21 protein-coding genes are annotated in these 18,052 nt (G+C 45.3%); 11 read left to right on the top strand and 10 right to left on the bottom strand.

From position 1 onward, the window contains the following. Positions 1–103: 103 nt before the first annotated feature. Positions 104–550, bottom strand: coding sequence for an acyl-CoA thioesterase (locus tag ACRQ5D_RS25000; RefSeq protein ID WP_090525969.1), 447 nt, complete (start codon positions 548–550; stop codon positions 104–106). A 136-nt stretch (positions 551–686) separates the two neighbouring features. Between ACRQ5D_RS25000 and ACRQ5D_RS24995 the strand changes: the two genes are divergently transcribed. From ACRQ5D_RS24995 to ACRQ5D_RS24985, 3 genes are all read left to right on the top strand, one after another. Further along, a complete protein-coding gene (locus ACRQ5D_RS24995) occupies positions 687–1,115 on the top strand; it encodes an Hsp20/alpha crystallin family protein (RefSeq protein WP_432326963.1) in 429 nt (142 codons plus the stop codon). Positions 1,116–1,439: 324 nt separating this feature from the next. Continuing rightward, a complete protein-coding gene (locus tag ACRQ5D_RS24990) occupies positions 1,440–2,201 on the top strand; it encodes an SDR family NAD(P)-dependent oxidoreductase (RefSeq protein ID WP_091163960.1) in 762 nt (253 codons plus the stop codon). Between the two features lie 78 nt (positions 2,202–2,279). Beyond that, positions 2,280–3,197 carry a helix-turn-helix domain-containing protein gene (locus tag ACRQ5D_RS24985; protein WP_091163962.1) on the top strand — a complete coding sequence of 306 codons (918 nt, stop codon included), beginning with the start codon at positions 2,280–2,282 and terminating at the stop codon, positions 3,195–3,197. A 468-nt stretch (positions 3,198–3,665) separates the two neighbouring features. On the opposite strand, the gene ACRQ5D_RS24980 is transcribed toward ACRQ5D_RS24985, so the two are convergent. Continuing rightward, positions 3,666–4,460: an AraC family transcriptional regulator gene (locus ACRQ5D_RS24980; RefSeq protein ID WP_208057843.1), complete on the bottom strand. Its 795-nt coding sequence runs from the start codon at positions 4,458–4,460 to the stop codon at positions 3,666–3,668. A 108-nt stretch (positions 4,461–4,568) separates the two neighbouring features. On the opposite strand from ACRQ5D_RS24980, the gene ACRQ5D_RS24975 reads away from it, so the two are divergent. Both ACRQ5D_RS24975 and ACRQ5D_RS24970 read left to right on the top strand, forming a co-directional pair. Beyond that, on the top strand, positions 4,569–5,888 hold the full coding sequence (locus tag ACRQ5D_RS24975) for a TolC family protein (RefSeq protein ID WP_091163964.1): 1,320 nt from the start codon (positions 4,569–4,571) through the stop codon (positions 5,886–5,888). 15 nt (positions 5,889–5,903) lie between these two features. Beyond that, a complete protein-coding gene (locus ACRQ5D_RS24970; protein ID WP_431200865.1) occupies positions 5,904–6,911 on the top strand; it encodes an HlyD family secretion protein in 1,008 nt (335 codons plus the stop codon). Between the two features lie 345 nt (positions 6,912–7,256). On the opposite strand, the gene ACRQ5D_RS24965 is transcribed toward ACRQ5D_RS24970, so the two are convergent. Next, on the bottom strand, positions 7,257–7,550 hold the full coding sequence (locus ACRQ5D_RS24965; protein WP_431200684.1) for a hypothetical protein: 294 nt from the start codon (positions 7,548–7,550) through the stop codon (positions 7,257–7,259). A gap of 437 nt (positions 7,551–7,987) precedes the next feature. Between ACRQ5D_RS24965 and ACRQ5D_RS24960 the strand changes: the two genes are divergently transcribed. Genes ACRQ5D_RS24960 through ACRQ5D_RS24950 form a run of 3 tightly spaced genes read left to right on the top strand, consistent with a single transcriptional unit; the run spans position 7,988 to position 9,166 of the window. Next, positions 7,988–8,533, top strand: a complete 546-nt coding sequence (locus ACRQ5D_RS24960) for a hypothetical protein (protein WP_432326959.1) — start codon at positions 7,988–7,990, stop codon at positions 8,531–8,533. A 26-nt stretch (positions 8,534–8,559) separates the two neighbouring features. After that, positions 8,560–8,967, top strand: coding sequence for a hypothetical protein (locus tag ACRQ5D_RS24955; RefSeq protein ID WP_091163970.1), 408 nt, complete (start codon positions 8,560–8,562; stop codon positions 8,965–8,967). Between the two features lie 31 nt (positions 8,968–8,998). After that, a complete protein-coding gene (locus ACRQ5D_RS24950; RefSeq protein ID WP_176844394.1) occupies positions 8,999–9,166 on the top strand; it encodes a hypothetical protein in 168 nt (55 codons plus the stop codon). A gap of 42 nt (positions 9,167–9,208) precedes the next feature. Here the strand turns inward: ACRQ5D_RS24950 and ACRQ5D_RS24945 are convergent, their stop codons facing one another. The 6 genes from ACRQ5D_RS24945 to ACRQ5D_RS24920 form a co-directional block, all read right to left on the bottom strand. Next, positions 9,209–9,331 (bottom strand): hypothetical protein, encoded by a 123-nt coding sequence (locus tag ACRQ5D_RS24945; RefSeq protein WP_431200682.1) that lies wholly within the window; start codon positions 9,329–9,331, stop codon positions 9,209–9,211. A gap of 425 nt (positions 9,332–9,756) precedes the next feature. Continuing rightward, positions 9,757–10,647 carry a helix-turn-helix domain-containing protein gene (locus tag ACRQ5D_RS24940; protein WP_091163972.1) on the bottom strand — a complete coding sequence of 297 codons (891 nt, stop codon included), beginning with the start codon at positions 10,645–10,647 and terminating at the stop codon, positions 9,757–9,759. Positions 10,648–10,667: 20 nt separating this feature from the next. Next, the gene (locus ACRQ5D_RS24935) at positions 10,668–11,027 is read right to left on the bottom strand and encodes a DUF1569 domain-containing protein (protein WP_091163976.1); all 360 of its coding nucleotides are present in this window, start codon (positions 11,025–11,027) and stop codon (positions 10,668–10,670) included. A gap of 16 nt (positions 11,028–11,043) precedes the next feature. Beyond that, entirely contained in the window at positions 11,044–11,433 is a 390-nt protein-coding gene (locus ACRQ5D_RS24930; RefSeq protein ID WP_091163979.1) for a hypothetical protein, read from the bottom strand. 65 nt (positions 11,434–11,498) lie between these two features. Next, positions 11,499–11,816, bottom strand: a complete 318-nt coding sequence (locus ACRQ5D_RS24925) for a hypothetical protein (protein ID WP_091163981.1) — start codon at positions 11,814–11,816, stop codon at positions 11,499–11,501. Between the two features lie 2 nt (positions 11,817–11,818). Beyond that, positions 11,819–12,100: a hypothetical protein gene (locus tag ACRQ5D_RS24920; protein ID WP_143020710.1), complete on the bottom strand. Its 282-nt coding sequence runs from the start codon at positions 12,098–12,100 to the stop codon at positions 11,819–11,821. A gap of 79 nt (positions 12,101–12,179) precedes the next feature. Here ACRQ5D_RS24920 and ACRQ5D_RS24915 point away from each other — a divergent pair, with 79 nt between their 5' ends. Genes ACRQ5D_RS24915 through ACRQ5D_RS24905 form a run of 3 tightly spaced genes read left to right on the top strand, consistent with a single transcriptional unit; the run spans position 12,180 to position 17,681 of the window. Beyond that, positions 12,180–12,914, top strand: a complete 735-nt coding sequence (locus tag ACRQ5D_RS24915; protein ID WP_091163986.1) for an ImuA family protein — start codon at positions 12,180–12,182, stop codon at positions 12,912–12,914. A gap of 43 nt (positions 12,915–12,957) precedes the next feature. Continuing rightward, positions 12,958–14,418 (top strand): Y-family DNA polymerase, encoded by a 1,461-nt coding sequence (locus ACRQ5D_RS24910; RefSeq protein WP_432326955.1) that lies wholly within the window; start codon positions 12,958–12,960, stop codon positions 14,416–14,418. Continuing rightward, positions 14,418–17,681: an error-prone DNA polymerase gene (locus ACRQ5D_RS24905; RefSeq protein WP_431200681.1), complete on the top strand. Its 3,264-nt coding sequence runs from the start codon at positions 14,418–14,420 to the stop codon at positions 17,679–17,681. Before ACRQ5D_RS24910 ends, ACRQ5D_RS24905 begins: the two co-directional genes overlap by 1 nt. 25 nt (positions 17,682–17,706) lie before the next feature. On the opposite strand, the gene ACRQ5D_RS24900 is transcribed toward ACRQ5D_RS24905, so the two are convergent. Next, positions 17,707–17,994: a hypothetical protein gene (locus ACRQ5D_RS24900; RefSeq protein WP_091163992.1), complete on the bottom strand. Its 288-nt coding sequence runs from the start codon at positions 17,992–17,994 to the stop codon at positions 17,707–17,709. Between the last annotated feature and the right edge of the window lie 58 nt (positions 17,995–18,052).

Genomic DNA, 18,052 nt, shown 5'->3' with positions numbered 1-18,052 from the left:
AGGTGCGTAAATGTTTGAATTAGATATGTAAGCTCCATTTGCATATTTGAAATCTGCGCAATACAAGCTTTACCAGCACATTTGAAATTTGCACATCAATACATTAATTCGTATTCAGAATTAACCTCGGTTCGTCATAATTGATCATCCTGTGCCTTTCGGGAGATGGGATAGAAACAGATTTATTGGCCGAGTAATCGTAGCTGATACAAACCGTTTTGCCGGTTGTTACAATTTCTTCGCCATTGGGGGTTATTTTTACCAATACATGCATCATATCAAAACTGCTGTTGCCTATACGAATGGTACGTACATAGCAGGCAATATTATCCTGAACAGTAATAGGCTTAAGGTAGTTGATTTCCGACCGGCCCAGAATAATGCCGGTATTGCTCCAGTCCCAGTTGATAATTTCCTTCCAATAACCAATCCGGGCTATTTCAAAATAGGTAAGATAAACGGCGTTGTTTACATGTCCAAATGAATCGATATCCGAAAAGCGGATAGGGATAAGGGTTTTATATTTATAATCTGTAAGTTTTTCAGCCATTTTCGGTCATTTTGTCTGCCTAAAATATTTAATAGTGACTTTTTGTCGTTTGATATAGGCGGTTTTGCTGTTGGTACAGCAGTTGATCAATAGGTTACGAAGTTAACAAAAAACAAAACTTTAGGAGGATATAAAAATGACATTAGTAAAATTTAACAACGGCCTTAAAAACACTTCAGCTAACCCATTTTTTAGCGATGTATTTGATTCACTGATCAATGATTCATTTTTAAGTGATAAACTGATTGCCCGTGTGCCTGCAGTTAACATCGCAGAAACCGAAAATGAGTTTCATGTTGAACTGGCTGTACCTGGCTTAAAGAAAGAGGATTTTAAAATCAATCTTGACAAAAATGTATTAAGCGTAGCTGCAGAAAAGAAAGCCGAAAATGTTGAAGAAGGTAAAAAATTCAGCAAACGTGAATATAGCTACAATTCATTTGTAAGGTCATTCACATTGCCTGAAAGTGCCGATCAATCAAAAATTGAAGCCGATTATACCGATGGTATCCTGAAGCTTACTGTAGCAAAAGAGAAGAAGCTAAATTTCAAACAAGAGAAATAGCTGTTAAATAATTAAAGACTGTTTTCATAAAGTAGTTAGTTTGGTTTGAAGGCCGCCCTGTTATGGGGCGGTTTTTTTTGCAAAATAACCGAGTTGTAGTTGTAAGATATTTTAACTAATGACTTAGTAGTTAAATTAAATAAAGACCATCCAAAGAGATGACCGTAGATTGTATCTCCCGTTTGATCGGAATGGCGTCAGGGCAATGTCTTAGGATAAGTAGCCCTTTTAATAAAAGAATAATTTGGTTAGGAATATCCTTGATTTGGTTTAAACGGTGCAGATCGTAATACAGACCTTTGTTCTATTAATATAATTAAGCAAATGGAAAGTCAAGATCATAATCAACTGATCGCGCTGATAACGGGCGCTAATCAGGGTGTAGGGAATGAAATTGCTAAAGCACTTGCCGCTAACGGCTATATTGTTTATTTGGGTTCCCGTAGCCTGGAGAACGGCGAAAAGGCAGCCGCCGAGATTGGCGATAATGCAAAAGCGGTTCAACTGGATGTCACACAGCAGGAAAGTATCAATGCGGCGGTAGCTAAAATAACCAGTGAATATGGACGCCTGGACCTGCTGGTGAATAACGCAGGTATCTCTCACGCAGGAACATCTCCCAAAAACCCGGAAGAGTTAATGGCCACCGGCCGTGCCGTTAACGTATCGCTGGATGAGGTACGCGCTGTTTGGGAAACCAACGTTTTCGGTGTGATCGCTGTAACCCAGAAGGCGTTGCCCTTACTGCGAAAATCGGCAGCAGCACGCATCGTTAACGTATCCAGCGGCCTTGGCTCCCTTACCTGGATCTCCGATCCGGAATGCTGGGCACGTGAACATTTCGGCATCGTCTACGCTGCATCTAAGACTGCTTTAAATGCGGTAACCCTGGCTTTTGCCTTAGAGTTGGAGAAAGAGGGGATCAAGGTAAACGCGACCAGCCCAGGTTATACAGCTACTGCGCTCAATAATTTCCAGGGAACAGATAGCCTGGAAGTAGGTTCGCGTGAGCCAGTACGCGTCGCACTAGAAACAGATGGCCCGACAGGCGGATTTACCGGCCCGGAAGGAAAACTGCCCTGGTAATTCGATTAATCGCTATTACCTGACGCTTAAATGACCGGCGGCTGAGGCTGTTGCCGGTCATATTAAGTAATTTTAGCTATGAAAATAGAAAAGCCTAAAATCGCTAAAGTAGAATCGATTAAAGAGGTTCACCGTATGCTGAATCTCCCAGGGCCTAAGCATCCGTTGATCACCTTGTTTGATACACGCGACGAACGGATCAATTTAAGCTGCTTACCGGTCAGTTACGTGACCTCTCTGTACAAGATATCCTTTATTGAAAAGCTGGGCGGCAAGTTTAGATACGGGCAGGGCTATTATGATTTTGACGAAGGCAGTATGGTATTCACCGCACCTAACCAGGTGGTTGGCAGCACAGCCGTATATAAAGGAAATGAAGGTTATTCGTTGATCTTTCATCAGGATTTTTTGCAAGGTTTTCCCTTAGCTGCCAAGATCAGGCAGTATGGTTTTTTCTCATATTCATCAAACGAAGCGCTTCACCTTTCTGAACAGGAAAGAAAGACCGTTTCATCCATTTTTAAGATCATTGAAGAAGAGTTGAACAGCCGCATCGACGATTTCAGCCAGGAGGTGGTGATTGCGCAGATCGAATTGCTTTTGACGTACGCCAAACGCTTTTACAAACGTCAGTTCCTGACGAGACAGGCCGCCACCAGCGACCTGCTTCAGCGGTTCGAAGCGGCACTCAACAGTTATTTCCAAAAAGAAATGCCAACAAAAAGAGGGTTGCCTACCGTTCAGCACATGGCGGATCGATTAAACTACACACCAAATTACCTGAGTGATATGTTGCGCTCGCTTACCGGGCTTAGCGCACAACAGCACATCCAGGAGCAACTGATCGAGAGATCTAAAGAATTACTTGCAACATCTACATTGAGCATTAGCCAGGTCGCCTATCGATTGGGATTCGGGCATCCGCAATCGTTTAGCCGCCTTTTTAAGACCAAAACGCAGCTGTCGCCTGCTCAATTCAAATCTTCATTGAATTGATTAAACTTACTATCTATTAGCTAAATCACCGAAAATTTCCATACATAAGCGCGGGCAGGAATTTACTTTTGCCTGTGCAAATTTGAACGGTCACGGTGTATCCGGGTTAAGGAAAATTACATGAACGGTTTTTGCGTAAGCGAAATACTGGCTGATCAGAGCTGGCCTTGGGTTTTTTCGCCGTGGATGCTAAGCAAGTCCGACAGTATTTCAGAATAAGAGTTGCTCAAAAGGTTGACCAAATTGCACCAGAACTTAATTGTTTTAATGGTTTCGTCGGATGGGGCTAGCGCCCCAGACCTTTGTATGGGGTTAAATGAAGACAAGGGTTTAATGATATCTATTTTATGACAGGTGGATTTAAGACAGCCAGGTAGAGATTGGATATTCTACCATGGAGGTGCAAAGCGTACGGGTGTATAGGTAAGCGGTAGCGGGAAAGCTTGACCGTTCCGCTGACTTTTCAGATCAACGCCTCCGCAAGTCAGACGGACGTGATGAGGTGAAAGCATAAAATGTATCGCTAAATGATGCAACACTGGCATACCCCACTTCAAAAGCAATATCAGCGATAGGTTTTTGTGTTTTAACAATCATCTCTATCGCCGTTATCATACGCAGGCTCTTAACATATTGTAAAAAAGAAATACGTAATTGCGACTGAAACAGGCGCGATAACGACCGCTCGCTCATGGCAAAATGTCCGCTTACATCAGCTATAACTAATTTTTCGCTTATATGGCTTTCTAAATAATTCATGATCTTTTGCATTAGCTCATGTTCAGTTTTGGGCAACATAATAGGCAACGACCTTTTGTTTAAGTCGGGCAGCATATTCTTCAGCGCTACCAGGAAATCGAAATTACGATCGCCAATGCCTATATGGAGTTCGTCCCAACGCTCGGTATAATTGATCATTTGGATCAGCAACTCGCTAGCCGGATAAATACCCAGTTTGCCATAAAATTCGTTCGCGTCGTCGTTGGTGGAATAAAAATAAAGTGACCTTAAAGCTGTTGCGAAAACACCCACCCGAAGTTCATGTATCAGGCCCTGCGGAATCCAGAAGTAGTGCCTTGCAGGCACTACATAGGTTTTGTTTTGTGTAGTGATGTAAGCCAGACCGCCCTCAACGTAGCTTAACTGGCCCTTGGTATGGGTATGAAAAGGGATTAACTTCTCTGATCTTTCATGCATCACAAAAACCGAATCCGGCTTATTATCAATTTCGGGGAGGGAAGCTATTAATCCAATCTTCGTCATTAGAATATCATCGCAATTCAAAGTTAATAAAAATTGGCCGGAATGATGAAAATATTGGCAACTTAGGCGAAAGCGAACAGTTGTGAGAGGCATATTTTTGCAACAAATATGTACTACAGTAAAATATTGATCGCATTTGCTGGTTTGTTAACCGCCAATAGCGCATATAGCCAGTCTAAAAACACTGCCTTCCTTACATTGCCGGAGGCCTGGCGCAAAGCCGAACAAAACAGCAGGCAGATTGAGATTACCAGAAAAGCCAATTTGATTGCTGACGAGGAGATTAAAGACGCAATAATGGAACGGTTGCCCGAAGTAAGTTTGCTTGGCAGCATTGAAAAGGCAACCAATATGCCCATTTATGAAAATGGCCTTTTTTCTTCGCACACGCAGGAACACGAAATTATACACACTTTATACAAAGCGGGGGCCGATTTTTATCTGAACCTTTATAATGGCAATAAGCTTAACCTTAAAATTGAAGAGAATAAGCTATTGTACCAGATTGCGGTTATCCATAATAACGAAGCGATCTCTGTCATCAGGTATAAAACGGCCGCGCTGTATCTTGATCTTCAAAAGGCCTTGGTCTTCAGGAAACTGATCATTAAGGATATTGCCGATCAGGAAAAGCAATTGTTGGAGATAAAAGCCCTTCAAAAAAATGGGGTGGTCTTAAAAAGCGATGTGCTGCGTGTTGAACTGGATCTTTCCAGGCGTAAGATGGCTTTGGTAACCATAGAGAATGATATTCTTATCGCTACACAGAAACTAAACATCATTATGGGCGAACCGGATGAAAGTGTGATCATCCCCACAGAGTTCGATTCAGTTGACGTGCAAGAATTGCCTTATGAAAAATACCTCGTCGACGCAATGGAACATTCCTTTGCGTACCATATTTCTGAAAAGCAAACGCAGGTTAGTAAACTGCATCTTAGCCAGGTAAAAGCCAACTACCAGCCAAAGGTTGGGCTTTACAGCGATTTTTCATACGCTAACCCGCAAATATTCCTATTTCCTTACAATCCTGCCTGGTACTCGCTTGGTGTTGCCGGTATCAGGGCTACTATGCCGCTATCGCAACTTTATCAAAACAGGCATAAAGTGAACTCGGCTAAACTGGAGCTTGATAAAGAAGAAACCACTCATAAAGACATTGAGGACAAAGTACGGCAACAGGTTAAAGAGGCTTACTTACGATATAAGGAATCGCTGGTGCAAATTGGTGTGGCCGAGGTTGATGTGGCCCATGCACAGGAAAATGCCCGCATTATTAAAAATACATATTTCAATCAAACTTCATTAATTACAGACTTGCTTGATGCCGATGTGCAGGTGCTGCAAACGCGCTTTGAGCTGGCAACCGCACGTATTGTGGCTCAAAACAAATATTATCTACTTCAAAACATCACCGGCGTACTTTAATATGAAAAAAAGCATATAGTAACAGATCGAATTATTACCAAGATAACCGGTTGGATAGCCGGCCTTACCATTATAGCCCTGGCAATTTGGGCCGTATTTACTCTTTGGGAGTATCGTGAGTATGAGCAAACTAATGACGCACAGGTACAGGAGTACGTAAACCCTGTTATATCGCGTGCGGGAGGTTTTATAGTGGCCGTAAAGTTTGAAGAGAACCAGCCGGTAAAAAAGGGAGATACCTTATTAATTATAGATAACCGGGAGTACACTTTACAAGTTGCGCAGACCCGGGCAGCTATACAAAAAGCCGAGGCACAGTTAGAGGTATTAAAAAGTAACATACACACCACGCAAAAAACTGCCGGTTCTGCTAAAGCTCAAATTAAAGCAAGCGCTGCAAAAGTTTGGAAACAGCGGCTTGACTTTGAACGTTATTTGCGCCTTTATAAAGAGGAGTCAGCTACTAAACAACAGCTTGAAAATGTTCAGGCTACCCTGGATGTAAACAATAGCGATTTCCAGTCGGCAGAGGAAAACTACGGAGCCGCAGAATCAAAAATAGACGATATTATAGCAGAAAAGACGGTATTAAGGGCAGAAATTGCACGTTTAAAAGCTTTGCTTGACCGCAACATGCTTGATGTTGAATATACCGTTATCAGGGCTTCATATGATGGAAGAATGGGACGTCGTACGGTAGAGGTTGGTCAAATGATTAATGCTGGCGAAGTGCTGGCCTATATAGTTGATAACGAAACTGACAAATGGGTGATAGCCAATTACAAAGAAACCCAGATTGCCGGCATGCATATAGGTGATACCGTAAAATTTGTTGCCGACGCATTTCCGGACCAGGAGTTTAAGGGCACTATCATTTCATTGTCGCCCGCGACCGGTTCCAGCTTCTCGTTGCTGCCTCCGGATAACTCTACCGGTAACTATGTGAAAATTGTTCAGCGTGTGCCGGTACGTATCAGGGTCGATGCTGAAAAAAGCAGCTGGCCATGCTTAGAGTGGGTATGAATGTTAATGTTTACGTTCCAAAAAAACAGCAGCGCCATGGATAGGGGGATTCCAATTTTTAGACGCTGGGTTCCGGGCTGGGCTATTAAGATCATACTGTTTTCACTTATCCTGCCCACGCTGGTGCTTTTTTCTGCCATTTGGAAACATCAATGCGGCAGCAGGCTATTATGGCAGCGAACCGGCAGATATACAATTTGCGGTAGCTTTGTTTTATGCCGGGTATATAGCCTTTTACAGCCTTGAACGGCGATTCTTTAACTTCCTGGCAGCAAAAGAATATTTTATCATTTTTACCATGTTGGAGTTGCTGACAACACTGGTATGTTATTTAACCAATGATCTTTATATATTATTCCCGATCCGTTTTTTCCAGGGGATGTTGTTCTCCAGTACAGTAAATCTGTCTTTATCCCTCATGTTTACCCGCCTGCACAGCGAAAGGGCCCGCGAAATAAGCTTCTCGGTTTTTTCGGAATGCTGATATGTATTCTGCCCTTTACCAATTTGGTTACCGCCGATTTGATAGACTCTTATAATTTTAACCTGGTTTACAAGGGCGCATTGTTCTCTTACCTGCCATGCTTGTGCCTTATCATGCTGTGTATGAATAACGTAAGGTTGAACGCCCGCTTTCACTTATACAAACTCGACTGGCAGAGTTTTGTGTTTTGGAGCATCATGCTCACTTTGCTGGGGTATATTAGTATTTATGGGCAGGAATATTATTGGTTGGATGATGCCCGCATTTACTATAGCGTTGCCGCTATGATAGTTAGCACGCTGATTTACATTGTACGCCAAAGAGGTTTAAAAAGACCATATCTGCATCTGGGTATATTTCGCTTTCGCAATTTTAAGTTCGCGGCCTTTCTCATCTTAATACTTTATATATGTCGGTTTGCGGTTAATATCACCAATTCATTTTTTACAGGTGTGCTTAAGCTTGATCCTATTCACGTAAGCTATATAAACAGTTGCAACCTGGGCGGCCTCATAATTGGTATTATAATTTCCGGTGCTATGATCCTGCAGAAAAAAATATCAGGTTTATCTGGTTTCCGGGCTTTATATTATTGCTGGCTTTTCACGTCATTATGTTCTTTTTGTTTGCTACAGAGGCAAATGAAAAGAACTTTTACGCTCCGCTTTTTATGCAGGGGATAGGCGTGGGGATGATCATGGTACCCACTATTGTGTATGCCATCTCTGCAGTGCCTGTTGCAATTGGCCCGTCAGCAACTTCGATATGTTCAACTATGGGGTATGTTGGCTTCTGTGTTAGTGCTGCGATCATCAATTTTTGCGAGCTCTACGAAAAAAGCCGGCATTACAATGCATTTCAGGACCATCTAACAAAAGTTGACCGGTTTGCATTGCACGCGCTGGCCACGCGTGGGACCGAACTGTTGTCAAAGGGTCTCTCGTTAAAGCAAGCCAGTAAAGGCGCAAACAAGCAATTGGTAGGCGCCGTTAATCAGCAAATCCAAATCAGGTTCGCTATGGATTATTACGAGATGATGTCAATGATGTTGGTCGCAACCTTGCTGCTTATTGCTTTATTCCCTTATCTAAATCGTACAGCAGTTTACCTGCGTTCGCGCCGGCTTGTACCTGCATAATCTAATTATTTAATATTAAACAACAAATGAAATATATAACCCTGTTGGCTATTATCATCGTCAGTATAACTGCATGCCAAAAAGATAACCAAAACTTTAAATTAAAAACGGTTACCATAAACGCCTACACAAACAAAAACTCCGGCTTGCAGCATGTTTACGTCAGGATTGTTGACGCCGCAGATCAGCAGCGAGTTATCGGTAAATCTGCTTCATATCCGTCAAACCTGCCATTGCCTGTTACGCTGGGTATAACTTCGAGCCTCAAACAAGCGCTATATAAACAAACATGTATAGTGCAGTTGTGGGCCGACTCTACAGGTTTGATTAGTTCGCAAAAAATGAATATGGATAGTTATAAAATCATCTTTCCGTTAGAGATGGATGTCAAAAATAAAGACATGGATGTTACGTTATCAGGCAACTGGGACTAAGCATTAACAATACCTATATTTATAAAAAACAATGAATACCATGATGTCTGATCCATCTGATGAAGCGATCGTATATTTTATATTTTCAACCAATCATGGTGTTAAAGCCACTCTGATTAACGGGTACGACACGTTCAGCAAATCGCTTACAGAAGGATTGGTCAATGAGTTAAAAGAAAAACGCAACAAGAACATATAGCCATGGTTGCTTGTTATTTAAAAACTACCTCCCAATTGCTTACTAAGCGCCCTTCATCATCTCCATCCCTAATGATGAGGTCTCGGTTAAATTAAAATCAGGAGGCAGTCCGTTGCCGTTATCACTAATAAGTAAGGCGATGGTTTCTGGTGCCGACAGCTTCACATTAACAAGTATTTCTCATCCGGTTTTATTAAATGTATATCTGATACTATTGGTGATAGCTTCGTTTAATATCAGGCCTATAGGTACCGCCTGCGATATATCCAGATTCATCTGGTCTAAATTCTTTTAAAATTGATTTTTTGGTGCCCGCAATCATAGCAGGTGTAGAGATATCTAACTAAGTCGGTGATGTAGTCGGCCATAACAATAGTTGCTACAGTTCGTGCGTAATTACAACCATGCCCATATTTCCATCGCATACGGCGTAGTGATATTCGGTTTAAAAATGATCTATGTTCTGGGCGACCTGATGTTCTGGCGCGCGCGCCGTGTAGATGAATAAGGTTTGATACGGAGGCGAATCGGCCGTCCAACTTGTAGATCCTGTTTAAAAAAGTGCCTTGAAGCAGTTCAGGCAATTGGCTTTAATTCAACAGCGTCTTTTTAAAATCTTTCGGAGTTTGGCCCACCTCTTTCCTGAACAGCCGGGAAAAGTAAGACATGTTCTCAAACCCGAGAGAATAGGCAATTTCTGAAACATGGTCGTCAGATTCCCGCAACCGGTTTTTAGCGACCGAGATGAGCGCAATATGGATCAGTTCCTGCGCGGTTTTCCCGGTCTCCAACTTCAGCGCATTACTGAGGTAACGTGGCGACATGTTCAGCTCGGCGGCGAGTGCGGATACTGAGGGCAGCCCCTCTTTCATCAATTTGTCCTGGCGGATGAAATCGTCCAGCAGCCTTTGGAAAGCCGAAACCGTTTTGCCGCTTAATTCCCGGCGGTTGATAAACTGCCGTTTATAAAAACGCTCAGCGTACTTCAATAAGGAATCGATATTGACCAGTATAATGTTCCGGCTAAACTCGTCCTGGTTATTATCGTATTCTGTATCGATCGATTCGAAGAGACGCATGATGATTTTTTCTTCTTTGGGCGCCAGGTGTAAGGCTTCATCCGCTTCATAGTCAAAAAAGGCATACCGACCGATCTCGCGCTGCAGGGCGCTGCCCAATAAAAAGTCTTCATGGAACAACAGGATATAGCCGCCTTCTTCCAGCTCCAGGTTATTTATTTCGATAACCTGGCGGGGTTTCCAGAACACCATCGAGCCTTTTTCGTGATCGAAGCGTGTGCGCCCGTAAAGCCAGTGCCCGGCTTTGATATTTTTCAGGCCGATCATGTAAAAATCACAGGTGAATTCCCGGAAGTTCAGGACCAGGCCGGGCGTAATCTCCAGCAGGCTAAGCATGGGGTGCTCCGGTTCTGGCAGGCCATTCTCGCTGTGCATCTCGCTTAGTGAGCGGAAGTGTTTCATGAAGACTAATTTAAAAAAGATCAGGCACTATATTGTGTTAAATGATAATCAATATGGATCAGCACCAATTTACCCCATTGTCTGCGAGTCAGCCTGCCGAACAGGGGATGCGGCCCCCAGGCTTCGGTTGGCGTGATCCAGGCTTTGTCCAGGATATCCAACAACAGCTTTTGCTCCTGCTCAAAATAAAATTGCTCGTAATGGGGTATCACAAAATTCAGGGGCATACGCAGTCCCCGCGACTGCTCAGGAAAGAAGTCCACCAGTAACCATTTGAATATCGTACGACTGAGCCCGTAACTCTCATCCCAAAGGCTGAAATAACCCAATGCCCCGCCCAGCGAAAGGTTGAGGTGGTGCAACATCTGCGTTGCAGCCATCGTCCCCCACACCCGTTCAGATCGGGCTCAGGCCTTGCACCCGCCGCCGGATCTCCGTCTGCTTTTGCGGGCTGTAAAACAATAGCCCGTCTACCTGTAGCGTAATAATAGTTTTGGGCAGATAACGAAGGGTGGCGATAACGTAAAGCCATAGTTCCTTGTTGATGAGGTTACGTTTTATGGCAGGCAATTCAGGCGGTGAGTTCAGTAGGTGTGCATTTACCGGCCCAGGCTTCGATTTCCTGGCTAACTTTATCACGGTTGCTGCGGTAAGTTTGCAGGGAGTCCTTTCCGACCGGTAAATGAAGCGGCGGATTTTCAGTGTTCGCCAGTTCCAGTACCACCTGCGCCAGTTTGGCGGGGTCGCCGGGTTGGTGCAGTGCAGTGCTTCCGGTACAGCCTTCATCTGGCCTGCCGTGGTAGTCTGGTAGTCGGAGATCGACTCTTTGGTCAGAGAATAACTCTGGGCATTCAGGAACTGTGTGCGGAACAGGCCGGGTGCCCGGGCGGTAACCTTGATGTTAAAGGGAGCGAGTTCCAGCGCCAGGCCTTCGGATAAGCCTTCAACAGCGTATTTGGTTTGTCTCCATACCAGCAGGTGAGCCTTGGTGTCAGGTATTCCTTATCCCAAAGTTTTTGTGTTGTTTGTTTCCAGGGTGTTTCCCTGATCAGTTTTTCTAACAGCCAGTCACCCGTTGTCGGATCAATTAAACCGGGCTGGTATTCCAGCAAATCCTTAGGCAATCCTTTACTTTGCCCGGTTTCGGCAAATAATGTCAATTGTTCCATCACTAAATCCTTTCCACATAAGTCGTTATAAAATGGGCCAATTGTTCCTGTTCTCCTGGTTGCAGTACATCGCCGTCGTAGATCCAGTAACCCTTCGCGTCAAATAAAATACGGCCCATGTAAACGGGCGGCTGATCATAAGCCGTATAGATCTCATAGCATTGTACAGCGTGCTTTTGCCCTGTATTTGGTACAATTTTCACCACTTCCCGTGAACCATCGCGGTATTTAAGCCAGGCTTTAACCTCGCTTTTTAAATACGTTTTGACCAACAATTCCTGCATTTGAAATTTTTTCTCAAAGATATATAAAATACTAATATTTTTAGCATTAAATTTGTACTCCCTATTTGGTACAAACACGATGGAAACGGCAAATGACCGAAAAACACTGATTAACAGCCTGCAAAAGAATATTTTGCAATGGGAGGGCTATAGGCCACCGCCTACAGGTACACAGGGGCTGGTAGGCCTGGGGGCAGTGGAAACAGCTTTCCCCAACGGCGTTTTTCCTTTAGGTACAGTGCATGAACTGGTTTGCAGTACCACCGAACAGGCTACTGCTTCCAGCGGATTGATTAGCGGCCTGCTCTCGGTGTTTATGCAAAATGGCGGGGCCTGTTTATGGATCAGCCTCACCGGAAACATCTTCCCACCGGCGTTAAGCGGCTTTGGTATAGAACCCAGCCGCTTGATCTTTATCCGGGTGACCAAAGACCAGGAAGCCTTATGGGTGATGGAAGAAGCGCTGAAATGCGCAGGGCTTGCCGCAGTTGTGGCAGAAGCGCGGGAACTGGATTTTAAACAATCGCGCAGGCTTCAGCTGGCTGTTGAGCAAAGTCACGTTACCGGGTTTGTGCTGCGTAATGCCGTTAAAAAGATCGGTTCAACGGCTTGCGCTGCCCGGTGGCAGGTGAAATCTTTGCCGAGCGAGCCGGTTGACGATTTGCCTGGTCTTGGTTTTCCGCGCTGGGAGGTAGAACTACTACGTGTCCGTAACGGGCATCCGGGTACCTGGATCATAGAATGGGCAGAAGGTAAATTCAAACAGGTGGAAAAAGAGCAAACAGCTAAACCATTTAAACGGAAAGCGGGGTGAGTTATGCAGCACAGGTATATGGCTATTTGGTTCTCGTCACCTGGTGACAGACTGGCTGACACTCCGGCAGCCGGAATTAAAAGATCAGCCCTTTGTGCTGGTTGTGCCCGAACATAACCGTATGATTGTCAGGGCGGCTAATCCCGAAGCCGAAGCACAAGGTGTTCGTGCAGGGATGCCGGCAGCAGATGCCAAAGCGATTACCACTAATTTACAGGTTATTGATTTTCCGTTGGGCCAGGAAAGTAAGCTGCTCCGGCATTTGGGTTTATGGTGCATCCGCTATACGCCGGTTGTGGCTATTGACCTGCCCGATGGTTTGACCCTTGATATTTCCGGCTGTGCACATCTATGGGGTGGTGAAAAAGGATATTTAAAAACCGTTGTACTTAAATTAAGGGGTATGGGCTACGATGCACGGGCTGCTATTGCCGATACTGTTGGCGCAGCCTGGGCTATTGCCCGGTATGGTAAAATCAGGCCCATCATTGAAAGCGGTGGGCAGGCGGAAGCCATTGCCGGCCTTTCTCCGGCCGCCCTCAGGTTGGAACCGGCAATACTGGACAAACTGTATAAACTCGGCTTCCGGTATGTTAAAAGTTTTATGACCATGCCACGTACCGTGCTGCGTAGGCGTTTTGGTGAAGGCTTTTTGTTAAGGCTTGCCCAGGCTTTGGGTACTACTGATGAATACCTGGCCCCGATTATCCCGCCCGTGCCTTATGTTGAGCGGCTGCCCTGCCTGGAGCCGGTACGAACGGATAAAGCCATAGAAATTGGCATTGAAAAACTATTGCAAGGCCTATGTAGCCGCTTGCAAGCTGAAGGAAAAGGTGTGCGTAAGGTCGTGCTGAAATGTTTCCGGATTGATGGTAAAATGGTACAAGCGGGGATAACAACCACGCGTGGCTCACATAGTGTTTCCCATTTATTCAAGCTCTTTGGTTTACAGATCAGCAAGATTGAACCTGCTTTGGGTATTGAGCTGTTTCTGCTGGAAGCACAAAAAGTAGAAGATATCGACCCCTTGCAGGAAAAGCTATGGCTGGGGGATCCGGGCTTGCAGGATACCGCACTGGCCGAACTGCTTGACCGGATTGCCGGAAAGATCGGCCCCGAAAGGATTATGCGTTACCTGCCTGCCGAGCATTACTGGCCCGAACGTTCCATCCGGCCCGCTCTTTCACTCAAAGATATCTCGCTGGCCGGCTGGCGGGCTGACAAGCCAAGACCAATACGCTTGCTCAGCAAACCGGAAGCCATTGAAGTTATGGCTTTATTGCCGGATTATCCGCCAAAAATATTTATCTATAAGGGTAAGCGCCATGTTGTGGACAAAGCAGACGGCCCGGAACGTATTGAACGGGAATGGTGGCTGGACAAAGGTGAGCACCGCGACTATTATATGGTGGAGGATGAGCATGGGGGCCGTTATTGGCTGTTCCGTTCGGGGCATTATGATAGCGGAGGTGCCCAATGGTATTTACACGGATTTTTTGCCTGATGATGAAATACGCGGAATTATATTGTACCTCCAATTTCAGCTTCCTGCGCGGTGGATCTCACCCGGAGGAACTGGTTGAGCAGGCTGTGGTTCATGGTTATACGGCCATAGCGGTTACCGACCGGAATAGCCTGGCCGGTATTGTCCGGGCGCATATTGCCGCAAAAAAACTACCTGTACAATTTATTCCCGCTTGTCGCCTGGACTTGCTGGATGGGCCGGGCCTGCTGGCTTATCCTACTGACATTGCTGCTTACGGCCGGCTTTCGGCCTTGCTCACCAGGGGTAATCTGCGTGCTGAAAAAGGTGAATGCCATTTATATAAAGCAGATGTGTATGAACACCGGGAAGGCATCCTGTTTATCATCATTCCGCCCGATGAGCTCAACGCGCGGTTTGATTTTACCGGTGAGTTTAAAACAGCAGTAGCAGAATATAAACAAGCTTTCGGGAATGCCTTATACATGGCTGCCCTACGTTCTTACAGCGGCGATGATGCCAAACGGCTGCACAGGTTAGCCGGCATGGGTATACCTTTGACTGCTGCTGGTGATGTGCATTATCATGAACCGAACAGGAGGGAACTACAGGATGTATTGACCTGTATCCGGGAGAAATGCACTATCAACAACGCAGGGTACCGGCTGCATCAGAATGCGGAACGCTACCTGAAACCTATTGAAGAAATACACCGGATCTTCAGGCAATATCCGGAAGCAATTGAAAATGCGCTTGCTATTGCCGAAGCCTGTACTTTTTCGCTGGACGAATTAAAATACATCGAGCCTGAAGAAAAGATCTTTGACGGATTAACGCCACAGGAAAGGTTAAAAAAATACACATGGGAAGGTGCACATGAACGTTATGGTGAGTATATACCGCCTAAGATAGGTAAGCAGATAGATTTTGAACTGGCCTTTATCGAAAAGCGCAGGCTGGCGCCTTATTTTCTCCGCGTATATAAATACACCCGGAAAGCAGAAGAGCTCGAAATCTTGCACCAGGGCAGGGGTTCTGCAGCCAATTCAACGGTATGTTATTGTTTGCGCATTACGGCAGTCGACCCGATGAAGTCACGTTTGCTTTTTTCCCGTTTCATGTCAGATGCACGCGAGGAATGGCCTGACATCGATGTGGATTTCGAGCATGAACGCCGCGAGGAAATCATCCAGTATATTTATGAGGATTATGGCCGGGAACACGCGGCTATTGTAGCTACCGTTACGCAGGAGCGGCATAAAGGAGCAATTCGTGATGTGGGCAAGGCGATGGGCTTATCTGAAGATACGATTAAACGTATCGGTGGTACGATATGGGATTTCAGTGAAGAAGGTTTTGATGAAAAGCGTTTACAGGAACAGGGGCTTAACCCGGGCGATCCATTGATATACAAAGTACTGGAGTTGACGACACTGCTGATGGGTTTCCCGCGGCAATTGGGTCAGCATACCGGTGGCTTTGTTATTACCGATAACAAACTATCCGACCTGTGCCCTGTGCTCAATGCCCGCATGGAGAACCGAACCCAACTGGAATGGAACAAAGATGACCTGGAAGCGTTGGGCATTTTGAAAGTGGATGTTTTAGGATTGGGTATGCTCACCATGATCCGCAAAGCATTTGACCTGATAAAACAACATTATGGCCGAAAACTTACCTTAGCCAATATCCCGCAGGACGACCCCAAAGTTTATGAAATGATAGGTCATGCGGATACACTTGGGGTATTCCAGATTGAGAGCCGGGCGCAAATGTCTATGCTGCCAAGACTGATGCCCCAATGTTTTTATGACCTCGTGATCGAGGTGGCTATTGTGCGGCCCGGCCCCATACAGGGTGATATGGTGCATCCTTACCTGCGCAGGCGTAATGGCGAAGAACAGGTAGTGTATCCATCCACGGAACTGGAAGATATTTTAGGCCGGACTTTAGGTGTTCCGCTTTTTCAGGAACAAGCGATGGAGATCGCTATTGTTGCCGCAGGCTTTACACCGGCCGAGGCTGATGAGCTGCGCCGGAGCATGGCGACTTTTAAAGCGAATGGCAAGTTATACCTGTACGAAAAGAAACTGGTGGAGGGTATGGTGGCGCGTGGTTATGAGGAAGATTTTTCGAGGCGGGTGTTTAAGCAGTTACAAGGTTTTGAGGGGTATGGTTTCCCCGAGAGCCATGCCGCTTCTTTTGCGTTGCTGGTTTATATATCTTCCTGGCTGAAGTATTATTATCCGGATGCTTTTGCCGCTGCTTTGCTCAATAGCCAGCCGATGGGCTTTTATCAGCCCGCTGAGATCGTGGACGATGCGCGCGGGCATGGCGTTTTTGTTCGTGGCGTGGATATTAACTACTCGGCCTGGGATCATTCGCTGGAAGAACAGGCCGGAAAATATAAGATATTACGCTTAGGTTTCCGGTTGGTGAAAGGGCTAAAAGAAGAAGAAATGAATATCCTGGTTGAGAATGCACCTTATCAACATATTATCGATTTGTCAAATGTCGGGATTTCGCAGGCAGCTTTGGAGAAACTGGCTGATGCGGATGCATTCCGCTCTATCGGCCTCGACCGCAGGCAGGCGCTTTGGGAAGTAGCTGCTTTAGGTGATCGCCCCGTGGCATTGCTGGAAAGCTTGCCTTCGGCCAGCGCAGGTGAGCAAATTGAATTACCACTAATGACCGCGGGTGAGCACGTGGTACAGGATTTCGCTTCCACCGGTTTATCCATTAAAGCGCACCCGGTAAGTTTTGTGCGGGAAGATTTGAACCGGCTGCAGGTTATGCCACTCAACCGGATCCAATCGTTGAAGAATGGCGAAAAAATTCGTGTTGCCGGGATGATCACCGTGCGGCAGCGGCCGGGGACGGCCAAAGGTGTGGTATTCGTAACCATCAAAGATGAAACCGGCTTTGCCAATCTTGTGGTTTGGGGTAAGTTTTTTGACAAATACCGCAAAGAGATCGTTCAGTCGCAACTGCTCCTGGTAGATGGGCATTTACAGGTTGAGGGCGAAGTGATCCATGTGGTGGTACGCCGCTGTTATAATCTCAATTCTTTATTGGGTAAACTAACGGCTGTACCTGATGAACAGCCTTCTTTGCTGAGCTTGTCCAGGGGGATGAAACCTCGATGCCTTCACCTGATCCGCGAAATATCCCCAATAAGAGTGCTTTTCATAAGGGCAGGAATTTTCATTGATGAAGAGCGTATCATTAATAAGGCTTTTAATAAACTCGAAAGGCAGTTTATAATTGTCTTACTATGCCTGTAAAAGGGATATGGTAAGGTTTATCCGATCAAAGGAATTGCAATACCAATTGCTCCCATTCCTCTTCCAAAGAAAGGTTGGGGCGTACTTGCCGCGCTTTGCTATACCAGTAATCAGCATTTCCAATATCACCTTCTTTACGGTGCAAATAGGCATGTACCCAAGCCGATGCCTGATCTGTCAGATGATCAACCTGTGCATGAGCCTGATGCCAGTCACCTTTACCATCAAACCAAAGGCTTTTTAGCTGTGCAGAGAGTCCGTTAACAGGCTGTTTTAAATTTAATGATGCTTTAAATTCTGTTAAAGTTGTCATTGGTATTAGTTTTTTACAATAAACGTAATTGGTACATCGGACTTTTATCAATACATAG

The sequence above is a fragment of the Mucilaginibacter sp. P25 genome, from assembly GCF_050859465.1.
GTDB classification, from domain to species: Bacteria; Bacteroidota; Bacteroidia; order Sphingobacteriales; family Sphingobacteriaceae; genus Mucilaginibacter; species Mucilaginibacter gossypii.
Note: the sequence above shows the minus strand (reverse complement) of the source record. Positions and strands in the feature narration are given on the sequence as shown.